The 16,245-nt window shown below is 65.3% G+C and carries 15 protein-coding genes; 11 read left to right on the top strand and 4 right to left on the bottom strand.

What is annotated here, in order from left to right; genetic code table 11:
- Positions 1-52: 52 nt before the first annotated feature.
- The gene (pyrC, locus tag KYE46_RS12835; protein WP_219001010.1) at positions 53-1,093 is read right to left on the bottom strand and encodes a dihydroorotase; all 1,041 of its coding nucleotides are present in this window, start codon (positions 1,091-1,093) and stop codon (positions 53-55) included.
- Positions 1,094-1,222: 129 nt separating this feature from the next.
- On the opposite strand from pyrC, the gene KYE46_RS12830 reads away from it, so the two are divergent.
- The 3 genes from KYE46_RS12830 to KYE46_RS12820 are packed head-to-tail and all read left to right on the top strand — an operon-like array spanning position 1,223 to position 2,891.
- On the top strand, positions 1,223-1,627 hold the full coding sequence (locus tag KYE46_RS12830) for a lysozyme inhibitor LprI family protein (protein WP_219001009.1): 405 nt from the start codon (positions 1,223-1,225) through the stop codon (positions 1,625-1,627).
- A 42-nt stretch (positions 1,628-1,669) separates the two neighbouring features.
- Entirely contained in the window at positions 1,670-2,485 is an 816-nt protein-coding gene (locus KYE46_RS12825) for a cyclase family protein (RefSeq protein WP_219001008.1), read from the top strand.
- Positions 2,486-2,495: 10 nt separating this feature from the next.
- Positions 2,496-2,891 (top strand): carboxymuconolactone decarboxylase family protein, encoded by a 396-nt coding sequence (locus tag KYE46_RS12820; RefSeq protein WP_219001007.1) that lies wholly within the window; start codon positions 2,496-2,498, stop codon positions 2,889-2,891.
- A gap of 77 nt (positions 2,892-2,968) precedes the next feature.
- Here the strand turns inward: KYE46_RS12820 and KYE46_RS12815 are convergent, their stop codons facing one another.
- Positions 2,969-3,838, bottom strand: coding sequence for a hypothetical protein (locus tag KYE46_RS12815; RefSeq protein ID WP_219001006.1), 870 nt, complete (start codon positions 3,836-3,838; stop codon positions 2,969-2,971).
- A gap of 247 nt (positions 3,839-4,085) precedes the next feature.
- Here KYE46_RS12815 and KYE46_RS12810 point away from each other — a divergent pair, with 247 nt between their 5' ends.
- The 7 genes from KYE46_RS12810 to KYE46_RS12780 all read left to right on the top strand — a co-directional run bounded on the left by KYE46_RS12810 (position 4,086) and on the right by KYE46_RS12780 (position 13,501).
- Complete coding sequence (locus tag KYE46_RS12810) at positions 4,086-4,991, top strand: AAA family ATPase (RefSeq protein ID WP_219001005.1); 906 nt, start codon at positions 4,086-4,088, stop codon at positions 4,989-4,991.
- 102 nt (positions 4,992-5,093) lie between these two features.
- A complete protein-coding gene (locus tag KYE46_RS12805) occupies positions 5,094-6,341 on the top strand; it encodes a vWA domain-containing protein (RefSeq protein ID WP_219001004.1) in 1,248 nt (415 codons plus the stop codon).
- A 192-nt stretch (positions 6,342-6,533) separates the two neighbouring features.
- Positions 6,534-8,339, top strand: coding sequence for an OmpA family protein (locus KYE46_RS12800; RefSeq protein WP_219001003.1), 1,806 nt, complete (start codon positions 6,534-6,536; stop codon positions 8,337-8,339).
- Positions 8,340-8,531: 192 nt separating this feature from the next.
- A complete protein-coding gene (locus KYE46_RS12795; protein WP_219001002.1) occupies positions 8,532-9,485 on the top strand; it encodes an XdhC family protein in 954 nt (317 codons plus the stop codon).
- Between the two features lie 156 nt (positions 9,486-9,641).
- On the top strand, positions 9,642-10,127 hold the full coding sequence (locus KYE46_RS12790) for a (2Fe-2S)-binding protein (RefSeq protein ID WP_219001001.1): 486 nt from the start codon (positions 9,642-9,644) through the stop codon (positions 10,125-10,127).
- 133 nt (positions 10,128-10,260) lie between these two features.
- Positions 10,261-12,627 (top strand): xanthine dehydrogenase family protein molybdopterin-binding subunit, encoded by a 2,367-nt coding sequence (locus KYE46_RS12785; RefSeq protein WP_219001000.1) that lies wholly within the window; start codon positions 10,261-10,263, stop codon positions 12,625-12,627.
- Between the two features lie 91 nt (positions 12,628-12,718).
- On the top strand, positions 12,719-13,501 hold the full coding sequence (locus KYE46_RS12780) for an FAD binding domain-containing protein (RefSeq protein WP_219000999.1): 783 nt from the start codon (positions 12,719-12,721) through the stop codon (positions 13,499-13,501).
- A gap of 122 nt (positions 13,502-13,623) precedes the next feature.
- Here the strand turns inward: KYE46_RS12780 and infC are convergent, their stop codons facing one another.
- Complete coding sequence (gene infC / locus KYE46_RS12775; RefSeq protein WP_247716833.1) at positions 13,624-14,094, bottom strand: translation initiation factor IF-3; 471 nt, start codon at positions 14,092-14,094, stop codon at positions 13,624-13,626.
- 265 nt (positions 14,095-14,359) lie between these two features.
- On the opposite strand from infC, the gene KYE46_RS12770 reads away from it, so the two are divergent.
- Positions 14,360-15,277, top strand: a complete 918-nt coding sequence (locus tag KYE46_RS12770) for a translation initiation factor 3 (protein ID WP_219000998.1) — start codon at positions 14,360-14,362, stop codon at positions 15,275-15,277.
- Positions 15,278-15,376: 99 nt separating this feature from the next.
- Here the strand turns inward: KYE46_RS12770 and KYE46_RS12765 are convergent, their stop codons facing one another.
- The gene (locus tag KYE46_RS12765) at positions 15,377-16,234 is read right to left on the bottom strand and encodes a ferredoxin--NADP reductase (RefSeq protein ID WP_219000997.1); all 858 of its coding nucleotides are present in this window, start codon (positions 16,232-16,234) and stop codon (positions 15,377-15,379) included.
- Positions 16,235-16,245: the final 11 nt, after the last annotated feature.

Genomic DNA, 16,245 nt, shown 5'->3' with positions numbered 1-16,245 from the left:
GGGCGAGGGTGGGAGTGAGTTGTATTTGCCAAGATGAAGGAGCGAGCCTCGGTCAGGTCACGTGCCAATGGAGCGGGGTGGCAGGATCGAAGAGGGTGAGGGGGCCGTCCTCCGTCTCGAAACGGGCGGGGTAGTCGCAGGGGGTCGCGCGCTTTTCCAGCGTGATCGTGTCCTCGTTCACGGGCAGGCCGTAGCGGGCCGGGCCGTTGAGGGAGGCGAAGGCCTCGAGGTGGTCGAGGGCGCTCTCTTCCTCGAAGACCTGGGCCAGGCAGGACATGGTGTTGGTCGCCGAGAAGACACCGGCGCAGCCACAGGCGCTTTCCTTGGCGCCGTCGAGGTGCGGCGCCGAATCGGTGCCGAGGAAGAAACGCGGGTTGCCGGAGGTGGCGGCGGCGCGCAGGGCCTGCTGGTGGGCGGCGCGCTTGACGATCGGCAGGCAGTAGTAATGCGGGCGGATGCCGCCCACGAGCATGTGGTTGCGGTTGATCATCAGGTGATGCGTGGTGATCGTGCCGGCGATGTCACCATCGGCCTCGGCTACATAGTCGACGCCCTGGGCGGTGGTGATGTGCTCCAGCGTGATCTTCAGCTCGGGCAGGTCGGCGCGCAGCGGGATCAGGACGCGCTCGAGGAAGGCTTCTTCGCGGTCGAAGATATCGACCTCGGGGGTCGTGACTTCGCCGTGGATGCAAAGCGGCAGGCCGATTTTCGCCATGCGGTCCAGCACCGGGTAGACGTTTTTCAGGGTGCTGACGCCGGATTGCGAATTGGTGGTGGCACCGGCGGGGTAGAGCTTGACCGCGTGGATCAGCCCGTCGGCGAAGGCGGCTTCGACGTCGTCTGGGTCGGTCTGCTCGGTGAGGTAGAGCGTCATCAGCGGGGTGAAGTCGGCGCCGGCGGGCAGGGCCGCAAGGATCCGGTCGCGGTAGGCGCGGGCGTCCTGGGCTGTCACCACCGGGGGCACGAGGTTCGGCATGATGATGGCGCGTGCGAAATGGCGGGCGGTTTCGGGCAGGACGGCGCGAAGCATCGCGCCGTCGCGCAGATGCAGGTGCCAGTCGTCGGGGCGGCGGATCGTGAGTGTCTGTGTCATCGCGGTGTTCGCTACACGATGGGCGCGGGCAAGCAAAGGGGGAAGGCGGCGCGCGGGGGAGTAGACGAACGCCCCATGATGTTCCACCATGCGCCCGAGACCGCGCGGGGCGGTGTTCGGGGATGTGGCATGCAAGGCACTGGGGACAGAGGACGTTTCAACGCGGCGGGGTTCGTCGTCTCAGTGTCGCTTGCCGTGTCGGTCGCCGGTGCGGCCTCGGCTCAGGACTGGGATTGCGAAGCGTTGGAGTCCTTGCCGCAGCAGGGGATCAACCAGTGCCTTGCGGAGCAGCATGCCTTTTGGGACCGCATACTCAACAACGCCTACCAGCAGGTCATCGCCGAGCGCGATGGCGAGGACGAGGAACGCCTGCGCGTGGCGCAGCGGGCCTGGATGACCTACCGCGACGCGACCTGCGACATGGAGGCCGACGCCATGCGCGGCGGCTCGGGCGAGGCCATGCTGCATTGGGGCTGCATGGCTCGGCTCACGGAGCGGCGCGCGCGTGATCTGGAGACATACTTGAGACGATAAAGACCTGAATTAGCAGGGAAACCAACCACAGGAGAATGAGTGATGTGTGATATTTGCGTAATGAACTCGGTCAAGGAGCGGATGCTGTCGCGGCGCTCATTCTTCAAGGGCGGTGCGGCCGCGGCCGCTGGCGCCACAGCGGCAACTTTCGCGCCCACGACGCCCGCGATGGCGGAGGGACACGGGACCTTCCACGACATGACCCACACGCTGAGCGAGGACTTCCCGACCTATTTCGGCGAGAGCCAATTCTCGCGCGAGCAATTGTTCAATTTCGCCGATGATGGCTTCAACCTCTTCAACCTGACGGTGAACGAGCACACGGGCACCCATATCGATGCGCCGTTGCATTTCAGCGCCGACGGGGCCTCGGTCGACGAGATCCCGGTCACGGACCTAGTGGCGCCGCTTTGCGTGATCGACATCGCGGCGCGGGCCGAGGAGGACGCGGATACGACGGTGACGCCCGACGATATCTCGGCGTGGATCGACGCCAATGGCGAGATCCCCGATGGCGCCTGTGTCGCGATGCATTCGGGGTGGGCCTCCAAGATCAGCAGCGACGCGTTCCGGGGTTTCGATGGCACCGCGCAGCATTATCCGGGTTTTCATGCGGAGGCGACACAGATGCTGCTGGAGACGGGAGCGCGCTCGATCGCGGTGGATACGCTCTCGCTCGATCACGGGATCTCGGCCGATTTCGCCACCCACTACGCCTGGCTGCCCGCGGGGCGGTTCGGGATCGAATGCCTCGCCGGATTGGACCAGGTCCCCGCCTCGGGCGCGACGCTGATCATCGGCGCGCCGAAGCACGCGGGCGGCACCGGCGGGCCGGCGCGCATCTTCGCGATGGTGTGAGGGTATCTCCATGGCAACGGTCGCGCTGTTGAGCGATGAGGAGGTCAGCGCCGAGGCGCTGGCCGTCTTCGAGGATATCCGGGCGGTGCGGGGCACCGATTACGTGAACAACTTCTGGCGTGCCCTGGCCCATGACCCGGCGCTGCTGAAGGCCACGTGGGAGCGGTTGAAGGTGGTGATGGCGCCGGGCGCACTGGATCCGCTGGTGAAAGAGATGCTCTATGTGGCGGTGAGCACGGCCAACGGCTGCTCCTACTGCGTGCACTCCCACACGGCGAGTGCGAAGGCGAAAGGCCTGTCAGACGACATGTATGGAGAGATGCTGGCGGTGATCGGCATGGCGATGCAGACGAACGGTCTGGTGACCGGCATGCAGGTGCCGGTGGACGCGCAGTTCGAGGCGTAGCGTATTAAGGTGGCGTTTGGCGTGAGGGGCCAGCCCCTCACACTCCCCGGGATATTTTGGGAACAGGGAAGGGGGGGCTAGGGGGTGGCCGTTTCGGGGGCGTTGTCGTTGATGGTTGCGGCGCGGGCGACATGCCCTTTGCGGATCGCGGCGGCGCTGAGGCGGGCGAGGTAGTCCGGGTCGCGGCGCAAGCTGGGGCGCAGGATTTTGCGGGCCTTTGCGGGCGTGAGGGCTTTGCCCTGCATGAGGCGGGCGAGGGGGACCAGGACCTCGCCTTTCGTGAAAGTGTGCTCGAGGGCCGAGCCGCTGTAGGGCAGGCCGACGCGCGCGGTGTTGGGCGCGCGGAAGAGGGCGGCCTGGGCGGCTTCGGATGGGTTTTTCGGATCGAACAGGATCGTGGTTGACGCGGCCGTTTGCAGGGCCTCGGGGCCGAGCGGGGGGGGCGTGTCAGGATCGTGCTGGCGGCTGGCTTTGAAGCGGCGCTCGAACGGCGCATGGGTGGCACTGGTGGCGGCTGCGGGGCGGTTGAGCAGGACCTGCGCGCCGGGCACGAAGCGGGCCGCGCGGGCGGCGGCATGGCCACAATCGGGGCCGTTGGCGATTATCAGCACGGTTTTGTAGCTGGCGAAGAAGCCGTCGTCGACGAGCCCTTGCAGCAGGGTCTCGACCGCCGCGTCCCGGAACCATGTTTGGCCGGCTGACAGGATCGACAGCAGCGAAAACTCCAGCGCGCGCAGGCAGTCGAAGCCGAGCGGCAGGCCTCGGTCGCCTTGATCCCATGTGCGATCCGCCCGGTCGAAGCTGAGCACGAGGGTATCGCCTTCATCCACGAAGAGCGCCATGTGGCGGGACGAGATCCGGTTGAAGAAGCCGTGGGCGGCCCCGATGCGGCCCATGTGACGTAGCCAGGATTGACGCGGGTCGAGAGGGGCTTGGGTGTCGGGCATCGAGGGGCATACTCCGGGACCGGTTGAGTGTGAAAACTGTCGGCTTGTGCCATGCCGCAGTGTATCGCGGCAGACTGTGGCAAGGATGCGATGGGAGGCGGGCATTTCGGTGGGATATGGTGAACAGATCCTTAACGTTGCGGCAATGTGGTTAACCCGTTTTGCAGCGGCTCGGCAGGGCTCCGCGCAGGCTGCGCCTTGACCCCGGGCCCGTGGCTGGCATTGATGGTCGAAAGCGGGAGGAAATATGGCGACGTTTCAATCGATTGATGAGGTTCAGGCGGCTCTGGCCGATGAGGGATACGTCTGTGGCCGGGCCCTTGCGACGGTCGTTTATCTTGCGCTGACATTGAAGCGTCCGCTGTTCCTGGAGGGGGAAGCGGGGACCGGGAAGACCGAGATCGCCAAGGCAATTTCGGCAGCATTGGGGCGGCGGCTGATCCGGCTGCAATGCTACGAGGGGCTGGACGCCTCCAGCGCCGTCTACGAATGGAATTTCGCCGCCCAGATGATCGCAATCCGCGCCGCCGAAGCCAGTGGTGGTGCCGACAAGGCCGCCCTCACGCGCGAGCTTTTCGGCGAGGAGTTCCTGATAGAGCGCCCGCTGTTGCAAGCGATGCGCGGTGACCCCGCCGGGCCGCCGGTGTTGTTGATTGACGAGATCGACCGCACCGATGAGCCTTTCGAGGCCTTCCTGCTCGAAGCGCTCTCGGATTTTCAGGTCACGATCCCGGAACTGGGGGCGGTGAAAGCCTCGGAGCCGCCGATCGTGATCCTGACCTCGAACCGGACACGAGAGGTGCATGACGCGCTGAAGCGACGGTGCCTCTATCATTGGGTGGATTATCCCGATCTGGAGCGCGAGATGGCGATCCTCCGGGCGCGGGTGCCGGAGGCTGACACCGCACTGAGCCGCGAGATCGTGGCCTTCGTGCAGCGTCTGCGCACCGAGGATCTGTTCAAGCGCCCCGGTGTGGCTGAGACGCTCGATTGGGCGAAGTGTCTGCTGGCACTGGACGTGATCGCGCTGAGCCCCGAGGTCATTGCCGATACGCTGGGGGCGATCCTGAAGTATCAGGACGACATCCAGAAGGTTCAGGGCTCCGAGGCGCAGCGCATTCTGGAAGACCTGCGCGGCGCGGCTCTGGATTGAGCCGTAGCGACCCCGCGCCGGTCCTAATAGGCCGGCATCTGGCATGACCCTTCGGCGTCCCCGGCCTTGACCTGTCAGGCCGGGGGCGTTTTCGTGAGCGCCATGGAATACGCGCCCCTGGATCTGCCCGACGATCCGCAACTCACCCGCAACATCACGCATTTTGCCCGCGCCTTGCGGGTGGCTGGCTTGCCGGCGGGGCCGGGGCGGGTGGCGGATGCCGTCTCCGCCGTGGCGGCGGTGGGGTTCAGCGAGAAGGCGGAGTTCTACTACACATTGCGCGCGTGTTTCACCTCCCGGCCCGAGCATCTCGCGACGTTCGATCAGGTCTTTCGGCTCTATTGGCGCGACCCGCGGTATCTGGAGCACATGATGTCGATGTTGCTGCCCGCTGTCCGCGGCGCCGCAGAGGAACGCGCGACAAAGCCTGCGGAGAAACGCGCCGCCGAGGCACTGTTGCACGGGGTTGATCAGGATCTGCCGGATCTTCCGCAAGACGAGGAAGGCACCGAGATCGAGGTCGACGCGACGCTGACCATGTCGCGGGAGGAGCGGCTGAAGACGCTCGATTTCGAACAGATGTCAGTGGCCGAGATGGCCGAGGCGAAACGGTTGATCGCGCAGATGACGCTGGCCGTGCCGCCGCTGGTGTCCCGGCGCACGATGGCGGCCAGCAGTGGCGCGCAGCCCGACTGGCGCCGCACCATGCGGCTGGCGATGCGGCGCGGCGGTGACGTCGTGGAATTCGCGCGCAAGTCGCGTCGCGAGCGCTGGCCTTCGCTGGTGGCGCTGTGTGACATCTCCGGGTCGATGAGCAGCTATTCCCGCGCGGTGCTGCATTTCCTGCATGCAGTCAGCAACCAGAACGGGGCCGGGTGGGCCGAGGTCCATGCGTTCACCTTCGGCACGCGGTTGACCAACATCACCCGCCACATGTCCGCGCGCGACGTGGATGCGGCCTTGGCCGCGGCCGGGGCCGAGGCGCAGGACTGGGAGGGAGGCACGCGGATCGGGGCCTGCCTTGAGGATTTCAACCGCGATTGGAGCCGCCGTGTTCTGGGACGGGGCGCCGTCGTCTTGTTGATCACCGACGGGCTTGACCGGGATGAGCCGGAAAGGCTCTCGGCCGCGATGGAACGATTGCAGCTCTCTTCCCGGCGCGTGATCTGGGTCAATCCCCTGCTGCGGTGGGATGGTTTCGCCCCGAAAGCCGCAGGCATCCGTGCGATGCTGCCCCATGTCTCAAGCTTTCGCGCCGGTCACAACATTGCCGCGCTGGAAGGGCTGGCCCAGGCCGTCGCCCGGCCGGATGATCCGGGCGAGAAGGCTCGGCTCCTCGCGGCACTGTAAGACGCATCAGCGGAATATCGCTTCCATTTGCCGGCACTTGGAACATCGCCCTCCAGCAAGCGTTGATAGCTCGAAACGTAACACTTGGAGGACGCTATGCGCCGTTCACTAGCTACTACTACCGCACTTGTTGCCAGCCTTTCCCTTATTGTTCCCACCGTGCCGCTGACGGCACAGGAACAAGAGAGCGACATGCCCTTGATCGAGTGCCCCGAGGATCTCAGCGAAGATGAATGCCTGCTGTTCCAGGCTGAAGCGGAAGCCGATGCCGAGGCGGAAGCCGAAGCTGAAGCAGAAGCCAGCGGAGACACGGATGTCGTCACCGACGATGTCGTGGAAGACACCGTCGAGGACACCATGGAAGCGACGGATGAAGTCACCGAAGAGGTGATGGAAACCACCGAAGAAGCCGTGACCTCGGTCGAGGAGTCCGTGGAAGAGACTGCGGAAACCGTCGAGACCACCGTCGAAGCCGAAGCTGAAACCGTAGAGTCGGAAGCAGAAGCGGAAGCGGAAGTAGAGGCGGAAGCAGAGGCCGAAGCGGCTGAGGCGGAAGCTGTAGAGGTGGAAGCAGAAGCCGTTGAGGCGGAAGCCGAAACCGAAGCTGCGGAAGCAGAAGAGGCGATGCCCGCAACCGAAGCAGATGTTGCAGCAGCGCTGGAAGGCGATGCCGAAACCGAGATGGAAACGGAAACTGCTGTTGCCGCTGAAGGTGACGCGGACATGGGTACCGAGGCAGAGACCGGTGAGATCACCCAGAGCGGTGTCGAACTGGAGATGGATGCCGAGCCTGAAACCCAATCCGGTGTAGAGCTGGAAACCGCAGACGCCGAGGCGGACGCGGAAGGCGAGACCGAGGTCATGGCCGAAGAGGACGTGAACCCCGAGACGCCCGAAGAACCCTCTGCCGCAGCCATGGCTGCGGCCAGCGGTGAGCCGATGGAAACCATGGCCGCCTCCGCTGAAGGTGACGGTGAAGCCGTCGAGGAAACGACCGAGGTTGTGACCGAAGACACGAGCCGTCGTTCCGACGAGGATTTTGAGGAAGAGCCGCGTACCGAAGCATCTGCGGAAGCCTCCGCCGAGGCCTCGGACGACGACGACGATGGCCTGACCAACTTCCAGGCCGCGCTTCTGGGTGCTGCCGGTGGCCTCGTCGTGGGCGCACTGCTGAACGGTGACCGCGAGGTCGTCTCCACCGCGCCTGACCGGATCGTGGTGCGTGATCCCAGTGGCAACCTGCAGGTCCTGCGTGATGATGATGTCATCTTGCGCCAGCCGGGTTCCGAAGTGACGACGCAGCGGTTCGAGGACGGCTCGACCCGTACGATCGTGACGCAGCCTGACGGCAGCCGGATCGTGACGATCCAGTCGCCCCAGATGCGTGTGCTGCGCCGCTCCATCATCGGCACGGACGGTCGTGAGATCGTGCTCTTCGACGACACGCGGTCCTTCGCGGCGGTCAACGTCGAGACGCTGCCCGAGCCCGCTCCGGCCGCCAACGTGACCCTTGAGCAAACCGATGTTACCGCTCTGCGGGCCGCCCTGCAGGACGCCACAGTCGTGGACCGCGGCTTCTCCCTCGCACAGGTCCGCGAGATCGACCGGGTGCGCTACCTTGCCCCGGCCATCGAGGTGGACAACATCAACTTCGAAACCGGTTCGGCTGCCGTGCGGTCCACGGAAGCGGAAGAGCTTCTGGAATTGGGCCAGTTGATGGCTGAGCTGATCGAGGAAGACCCGAGTGAAGTCTTCCTGATCGAAGGTCACACGGATGCGGTAGGCTCTGCGGCCTACAACCTGACGCTCTCGGACCGCCGCGCGGAAAGCGTTGCACTGGCCCTGTCGGAGCTGTTCAACGTCCCGGCTGCGAACATGGTCCTGCAAGGCTATGGCGAGACGGACCTTCGGGTTCAGACGCTCGATGCCGAGCGTGCCAACCGCCGTGTGGTCGTGCGTCGCGTGACGCCGCTGCTGCAGACGGCACAAGCGAACTGACGCCGTAGCAAGAATGCGACCAAGAGACAGGACACCCCGGCGGAGACGCCGGGGTGTTTTTCTACGTGGGGTGCTATGTGGCGCGGGTCGACTTGGGGCTCTGCCCCAAACCCCGGAGTTGTAAGGCCAAGATGAAGGAGCGGGTTGTGCCGGCGCGGGGCGGCGTTAGGCTGAGCGGGAGGAGGCGATCTCATGGCAGACTTGGAGCGCGTGCCGGAAGTGGCATTGGCGTGGCATCGGGAGGGGCGCAGCGCGGTCCTTGCGACGGTCGTGGAGACCTGGGGTTCCGCGCCGCGCGGGGTGGGGGCTCAGCTGGCCGTGTCGGGTGATGGCGAGATGGCGGGCTCTGTCTCGGGGGGCTGCGTGGAGGGCTCGGTTGTCGTCGAGGCGATGGAGATGATCAGCTCGGGGGATGGGCGGATGCTCGAGTTCGGCGTCTCGGACGAGGAGGCCTTCGCGGTCGGGCTCGCGTGTGGAGGGCGCATCAAGGTCTGGCTGGAGCCGGTCGCGGCGATGGAAGAGTACCTCACGCAACTGGTCGAGGCGCGGGCGCAGCGCCTCCCTGTCGCTTACTGTGTGAATATGGAGACTGGCGCGCGCGCGGTGGAACGTGAGGGTCACGCGGCGCGCTTTCGCACGGATCAGTCGGGGATGGAGGGGGATGTCTTCGTGCACATCCACAACCCGCCCCTGCGCATGATCGTCGTGGGTGCTGTGCATATCGCCCAGGCCTTGGTGCCCATGGCGCGGCTGGCGGGATACGATCCGGTGATCGTCGACCCCAGGCCAGCGTTCGGGGCCGCGGCGCGGTTTCCCGGCGAGACGATCGTGGACGATTGGCCGGACGCGGCGCTGGATGCTCTGGGGCTCGATGCGCGCACTTGTGTCGTGACGCTGACCCACGACCCGAAGCTCGACGATCCCGCCATTGCGCGGGCGCTGCGCTCGGAGGTGTTCTACCTCGGCTGTCTCGGCTCCACCCGGACCCATGCCAAAAGGGTGACGCGGCTGGAGGCCGAGGGTTTCTCGGAGGCTGAAATCTCGCGCATCCATGGACCGGTGGGGCTGGCGATCGGGGGACGGGGGCCGGGAGAGATCGCCGTCTCGATCATGGCGCAGGTGACGCAGGTCTTGCGACAGGGATAAGCGGGCCTTCCGGCGCAGCCTACTGAAATGGTTGGAATTAATGCTGCAAGTGCAGCATGGCGCTACCTGTGTAAAGCGCGGGCGCGGGGCGAAACTTAGGGTTTGTTAATCTTCGAATTCGTGCTTGGATGGAGAAAATCACCAAGGGAGGAATTCATGACCCAGGTAACGATGACGGTGAACGGCAAGTCCGTTTCCGGGGACGTTGAGGGCCGGACGCTGCTGAGCGAGTTTCTGCGCGAGGGGCAGCGCATGACGGGCACCCATGTGGGGTGTGACACCAGTCAATGCGGGGCCTGCGTGGTCCACGTGAATGGCGAGGCGGTGAAGAGCTGCACGACGCTTGCGCTGGACGTGGATGGCGCCGAGGTCGGCACGATCGAGGGCATGGCGAACGACGATGGCTCACTGGGGGTGATCCAGCAGGCGTTCCAGGACCACCATGGACTGCAATGCGGGTTCTGCACGGCGGGCATGGTGATGTCGGCGGCGGCGCTGCTGAAAGACAATCCGAAACCCACGGAAACCGAGGTGCGCGAATACCTCGAAGGCAACATCTGCCGCTGTACGGGGTACCACAACATCGTGAAAGCCATCATGGCGGCCTCTGGCCAGGAGGTGGCAGCCGTCGCGGCGGAGTGACCCATGCGCCGTGCCTAGGAGGGCAGCAATGACGGCGCATATCAGGATATCGGACGGGGCGGGAGGCCCTGTCATCCCGGACCGGCTCCCCATGGTGGTGAGCGGCGGGGCTTGAGAAACAGGGAGAAGTGACATGCCCAAGGATCACGGCATCGGTGCGAGTTCAAAGCGGCGCGAGGATATTCGGTTTCTGACCGGACAGGGGCGCTATACCGACGATATCAACCTTCATGGACAGGCCTATGTGCATTTCCTGCGCTCGGACGTGGCGCATGGTGTGCTCAACGGCGTGGATACCTCGGCGGCGGCGGCGATGCCGGGCGTGGTGCGGATCTTCACCGGCGCCGATTTCGAAGGCGTAGGCGGCGTGCCCTGCGGCTGGCAGGTGACCGACAAGCACGGCGAGCCGATGCAGGAGCCGGCGCATCCGGTGCTGGCCCAGGGCAAAGTGCGCTACGTGGGTGACGCGATTGCTGCCGTGGTGGCTGAGACGCCCGAGCAGGCGCGCAACGCCGCCGAGGCGATCGAGGTCGATATCGAGGAGCTTCCGGCCGTTATCGACATGAAAGAGGCGGTGAAGGACGGCGCGCCCAAGGTGCACGACGACCTGAGCTCGAACCTCTGCTACGACTGGGGCTTCGTGGAGGAGAACAAGCCCGCGGTCGACGCGGCCTTCGAGGCCGCGGCCCATGTCACGACGCTGGAGCTGGTCAACAACCGCCTCAGCCCGAACCCGATGGAGCCGCGCGTGGCGGTCGGTGACTACAATACCGGCACCGATGACAGCACGCTCTACACCACCTCGCAGAACCCCCATGTGATCCGGCTGCTGATGGGCGCATTCGTGCTCGGCATCCCCGAGCACAAGCTGCGGGTCGTGGCGCCCGACGTGGGCGGCGGCTTCGGCTCGAAGATCTTCCATTACGTTGAAGAGGCCTTCTGCACCTTCGCCGCCAAGGCCTGCCGGCGTCCGGTGAAATGGACCTCATCGCGGTCCGAGGCGTTCATCACCGACGCCCACGGCCGTGACCACGTCACCAAGATCGAACTGGCGCTGGACGCGGAGAACAATTTCACCGCGATCCGCACCGACACCTACGCCAACATGGGCGCCTACCTTTCGACCTTCGCGCCTTCGGTGCCGACCTGGCTGCATGGCACGTTGATGGCGGGCAACTACAAGACGCCGAATATCTACGTGAACGTGAAGGCAGTCTTCACCAACACCGTGCCGGTGGACGCCTACCGCGGCGCCGGGCGGCCCGAGGCGACGTACCAATTGGAGCGCGTCATCGACAAGGCGGCGCGGGAGTTGGGCGTCGACCCGATCGAGCTGCGGCGGCAGAACTTCATCACCGAGTTCCCCTATGCCACCCCGGTGGCGGTGGAATACGACACCGGCGATTACGAAGGCACGATGTCGAAGCTCCTGGAAATGATCGACCGTGACGGCTTCGAGGCGCGGCGCGCGGAATCGGAGCGCAACGGCAAGCTGCGCGGGCTCGGCGTGAACTGCTACATCGAGGCTTGCGGCATCGCGCCCTCGGCACTGGTGGGGCAGTTGGGCGCGCGGGCTGGCCTCTACGAGAGTGCCACGGTGCGGGTGAATGCGACCGGCGGCCTCGTGGTGATGACCGGCTCGCACAGCCATGGGCAGGGGCACGAGACCTCTTTCGCCCAGGTGGTGGCCGACATGATCGGCATTCCCGAGGACCAGGTGGAGATCGTCCACGGCGATACCGCCAATACGCCGATGGGCATGGGCACCTACGGCTCGCGCTCGCTGGCTGTCGGCGGCTCGGCCATGGTGCGGGCGACCGAGAAAATCATCGCCAAGGCCAAGAAGATCGCCGCGCACCTGCTGGAAGCGGGCGAGGGGGATATCGAGCTCAAGGACGGTGCCTTCAGCGTCGCTGGGACCGACAAGTCGGTGGCCTGGGGGGACGTGACGCTTGCCGCCTACGTGCCCCATAACTACCCGCTGGAAGAGATCGAACCGGGGCTGGAAGAGACCGCCTTCTACGATCCGAACAACTTCACCTATCCCGCCGGCGCCTATGCCTGCGAGGTGGAGGTCGACCCCGAGACCGGCAAGGTGACGGTCTGCTCTTTCGCCGCAGCGGATGACTTCGGCAATGTCATCAACCCGATGATCGTCGAGGGCCAAGTCCATGGCGGTCTGGCCCAAGGCATCGGACAGGCGCTGTTGGAGAATGTCACCTATGACGAGAACGGCCAGCTCTTGAGCGCCTCCTACATGGATTACACCATGCCGAGGGCCGACGATCTGCCGATGTTCCAGGTGGATCACTCCAGCCAGACGCCGTGCACCCACAACCCGCTCGGGGTGAAGGGCTGCGGCGAGGCGGGGGCGATCGGCTCTCCGCCCTCTATCGTGAACGCGGTGGTGGATGCGTTGCAACGCGGCGGGCACAGCCATGTGACCCATATCGATATGCCGCTGACGCCGGGCCGGGTCTGGGCCGCGATGCAGGGATGAATTGAGCCGGCGTCGGAGCAAGGTTCGGCGTCGGGATTGAGTTGTATTTGCCAAGATGAAGGAGCGCGCGCGCGTTCCGAAAGGAGACGAAATGTATAATTTCGAGTTCGTGAAACCCGGCACCGTGGCCGAGGCGGTATCAGCGCTCGCGCAGGAGGAGGCGCAGGCGCTGGGTGGGGGGCAGACGCTGCTCCCCACCATGAAGGCGCGGCTGGCGCAGATGGAGACCCTTGTCAGCCTGAACGGCATTTCCGAGATGATCGGGATCCGCCACGAGGGCGGCAAGCTCTGCATCGGCGGGGCCACGACCCATGGCGCGGTCGCGGCGGACGGCAGCTATCCGGGGCTATCCTCGCTCGCGGCGCGGATCGGGGATCCGGCGGTGCGCAACCGCGGGACGATCGGTGGTTCGCTCGCCAACAACGACCCCTCCGCCTGCTACCCCGCCGCGGCGCTGGCCTCGGGCGCGACGATCGTCACCGACAAGCGCGAGATTGCGGCGGATGATTACTTCAAGGGCATGTTCGAGACCGCGTTGGAGGATGGCGAGATCATCACGGAAGTGCGCTTCCCGGTGCCCGAGGCGTCGAACTACCAGAAGTTCGTGCAACCCGCCTCGCGCTTTGCGCTGGTGGGGGTCTTCGTGGCGAAATTCGCCGAGGGCGTGCGCGTGGCGGTGACCGGCGCGTCGTCTGACGGGGTGTTTCGCTGGACGGAAGCCGAAGACGCCCTGAACCGGGACTTCTCGGCTTCGGCGGTCGAGAGCCTCGGTGTACCGGCGGGCGACATGATCGCGGATTTGCACGGGAGTGCAGAATACCGCGCGCATCTGATCAAGGTGTTGACCGGACGGGCTGTGTCCGCGGCAGCGTGACTGGCACGGCACGCGGCACGTGTGAAACGTGCCCGCGCGCCGCTCGGCTTTGAGCGAGAGAAAAGAAAAGGCGCGCCCCATCGGGACGCGCCTTTCTGAATTCTGTGCGGGTCAGGCGCGGATCAGTTGGTCTTCACCGGGTTGATCATCATCACCATCTGGCGGCCTTCCATGCGGGGCATGGATTCGATCTTGCCGATGCCTTCGATGTTCTCGACAACCTTTTCCAGCATCTCGCGGCCGAGGTTCTGGTGGGCCATTTCGCGACCTCGGAAGCGCAGGGTGACTTTCACCTTGTCGCCGTTCTCGAGGAACTTGACCGCATCGTTGACCTTGCGCATGAAGTCGTGATCGTCCGTACCCGGACGCATCTTCACTTCCTTGATATCGATGGTCTTTTGCTTCTTCCGAGCTTCGGCTTCGCGCTTCTGGGTCTCGTATTTGAACTTGCCGAAGTCCATGATCTTGCACACGGGCGGATCGGCGTTCGGCGAGATTTCAACGAGGTCCAGATCCGCTTCGGCGGCCAGATCCATGGCGCGAGCGGGTGTCACGACACCGAGGTTTTCACCCTCTGCACCAATCAGGCGCACGGATTCAGAACGGATACGGTCATTTACGCGCGGGCCGGTATCTCGTTGCGGCGGCGCGTTATGGGGTCTGCGGGCTATGGCGTTTGTCCTTTTGTAGCCTTCATTTCGATAGCTAAATGTATCGCTCTCCCCCCTGTTCTTCAAGGTGGATAACGGCGGGATCGGGTGTTTGCGTCGATTGTGCGGGAATTTGCGCCATTGCGCGGGCCGGGACCGCGGGGTAAGCGCAAGGCGTTGATTTCTATTGACCCAGTGGGGACCTGACATGAGCCGTGCTCTTATTATCATTGTTATTCTCGCAGCCCTCGGAGTGGGCGGCTATTATTTGATCCAGGACGACGTGCCTGCCGTCGATGCCGCCGGCGAGGCCGTTGAGGGCGCCGTCGAGGATGTGACGACCGACGCCGAGGAAGCGGCTGCAGAAGCGGCAGCCGCAGCCGAGGCCGCTGCCGCCGAAGCGGAAGCCGAAGCTGCCGCCGCCGCCGCCGCTGCCGCGGAAGAAGCGGCCGCCGAAGCGGAAGCTGAAGCGGCGGAAGCCGCCGCCGCTGCTGAGGCCGCCGCTGTTGCGGAAGCCGCCGCCGAAGCGGAAGCTGCCGCCGAAGCGGAAGCTGCTGCCGAAGCGGAAGCTGGCGCTGAAGAGGAAGCGGCTGGCGAAGAGGAAGTGGCTGCCGAAGAGGAAGCCGACGCAGAGGCCACCGGTGAGACCGAAGCTGCCGCTGAAGCAGAGGTTGCCGCTGAAGCGGATGTTGCTGCCGAAGCAGAGGCCGCTGCCGCCGCGGCGGAAGAAGCCGAAGCCGCTGCCGCTGCCGCTCAGGACGCCGCCGACGTTGCAACCGAGGCCGCGGAAGAGGCTGCCGAGGAGACCATCGAAGGTGCCGCAGAGGCTGCGTCCGAGGCCGCGACCGAAGCCGCCGACGCTGCGACCGAAGCCGCCGCTGACGCCACGCAGGCCGCCGCCGATGCATCCGAGGCCGCTTCCGAGGCCGTCGACGCCGCCGGTCTGGCGGATCTCTTCTCCATCGATGGTTTCGACGCCGATGCCGCGCTGGAGGCCGTCGAGAACGCCGATATCTCCGCGCCGGTCCGCCTTGCCGTCACCACGGCTCTGGAGCAGGCCCGCGACAACCCCGAACTTCTGGGCTCGGCGCTCGAGTCCGCGCGCGCGGCTCTCGGCATCGAATAAGCCCGAGCCCGAAGCTACCAAACAAGAAAACCCCCGCCATCACGGCGGGGGTTTTTTATTGTTCCAACAATGGCTTGCCGTCAGCCGGCAGGCCGCGCGTCAGTCGAGAAACGCTTTCTCGACCACGTAATGCGCGGGCCTGGAGTTGGCGCCTTCCTCCAGCCCGTATTCCTCGAACATCTCTTTCAGCTCGAGGTTGAAGGCGAGGTTGCCGCAGATCATCGCGCGGTCTGTTTCCGGGGAAAGCGGCGGCACGCCGAGGTCCGCAAAGGCCTCGCCCGAGCGCATCAGGTCGGTGATGCGGCCCATCTTCGGGCTCTCCTCGCGGGTCGTCGTCGGGTAGTACTTGATCTTCTTCCAGAAACCCTCGCCGATCAGTTCGTTGAGCAATTCGTCCTCTTTCAGGGCTGCGATCAGGTCGCGGCCGTAGGTCAGTTCGCCCACTTCGCGGCAGGTGTGGGTGATGATGATCTCGTCGTAATCCTCGTAGGTCTGCGGCTCGCGCAGGAGCGAGGCGAAGGGCGCGAAGCCGGTGCCGGTGGCGAAGAACCACAGCCGCTTGCCGGGGATCAGCGCGTCATGGACCAGCGTGCCGACGGGCTTGGGCCGCAGGATGATCTGGTCGCCCACGTTGATGTGCTGCAGCCGCGAGGTGAGCGGGCCGTCGGGCACCTTGATCGAGTAGAATTCCAGCTCCTCGTCCCAGGAGGGGGAGGCGATGGAATAGGCGCGCAACAGCGGTTTTTGCTTGCCGGTCTCGGGGTGCGGCTCGCCCATCAGGCCGATCATCACGAACTCGCCCGAGCGGAAGCGCAACGACGCGGGCCGGGTGCAGCGGAAGCTGAACAGGCGGTCGGTGTAATGCTTGACCTCGGTAACGGTCTGCGCATCGGGCAGGGTGGGGGTCGCCTTCACAGGCGTGACATCGGTCTGGGTCAAAGGTGCTTGCTCGGTCATCAATGTTCGGG

The organism is Gymnodinialimonas ceratoperidinii (assembly GCF_019297855.1).
Classification (GTDB): domain Bacteria; phylum Pseudomonadota; class Alphaproteobacteria; order Rhodobacterales; family Rhodobacteraceae; genus Gymnodinialimonas; species Gymnodinialimonas ceratoperidinii.
Note: the sequence above shows the minus strand (reverse complement) of the source record. Positions and strands in the feature narration are given on the sequence as shown.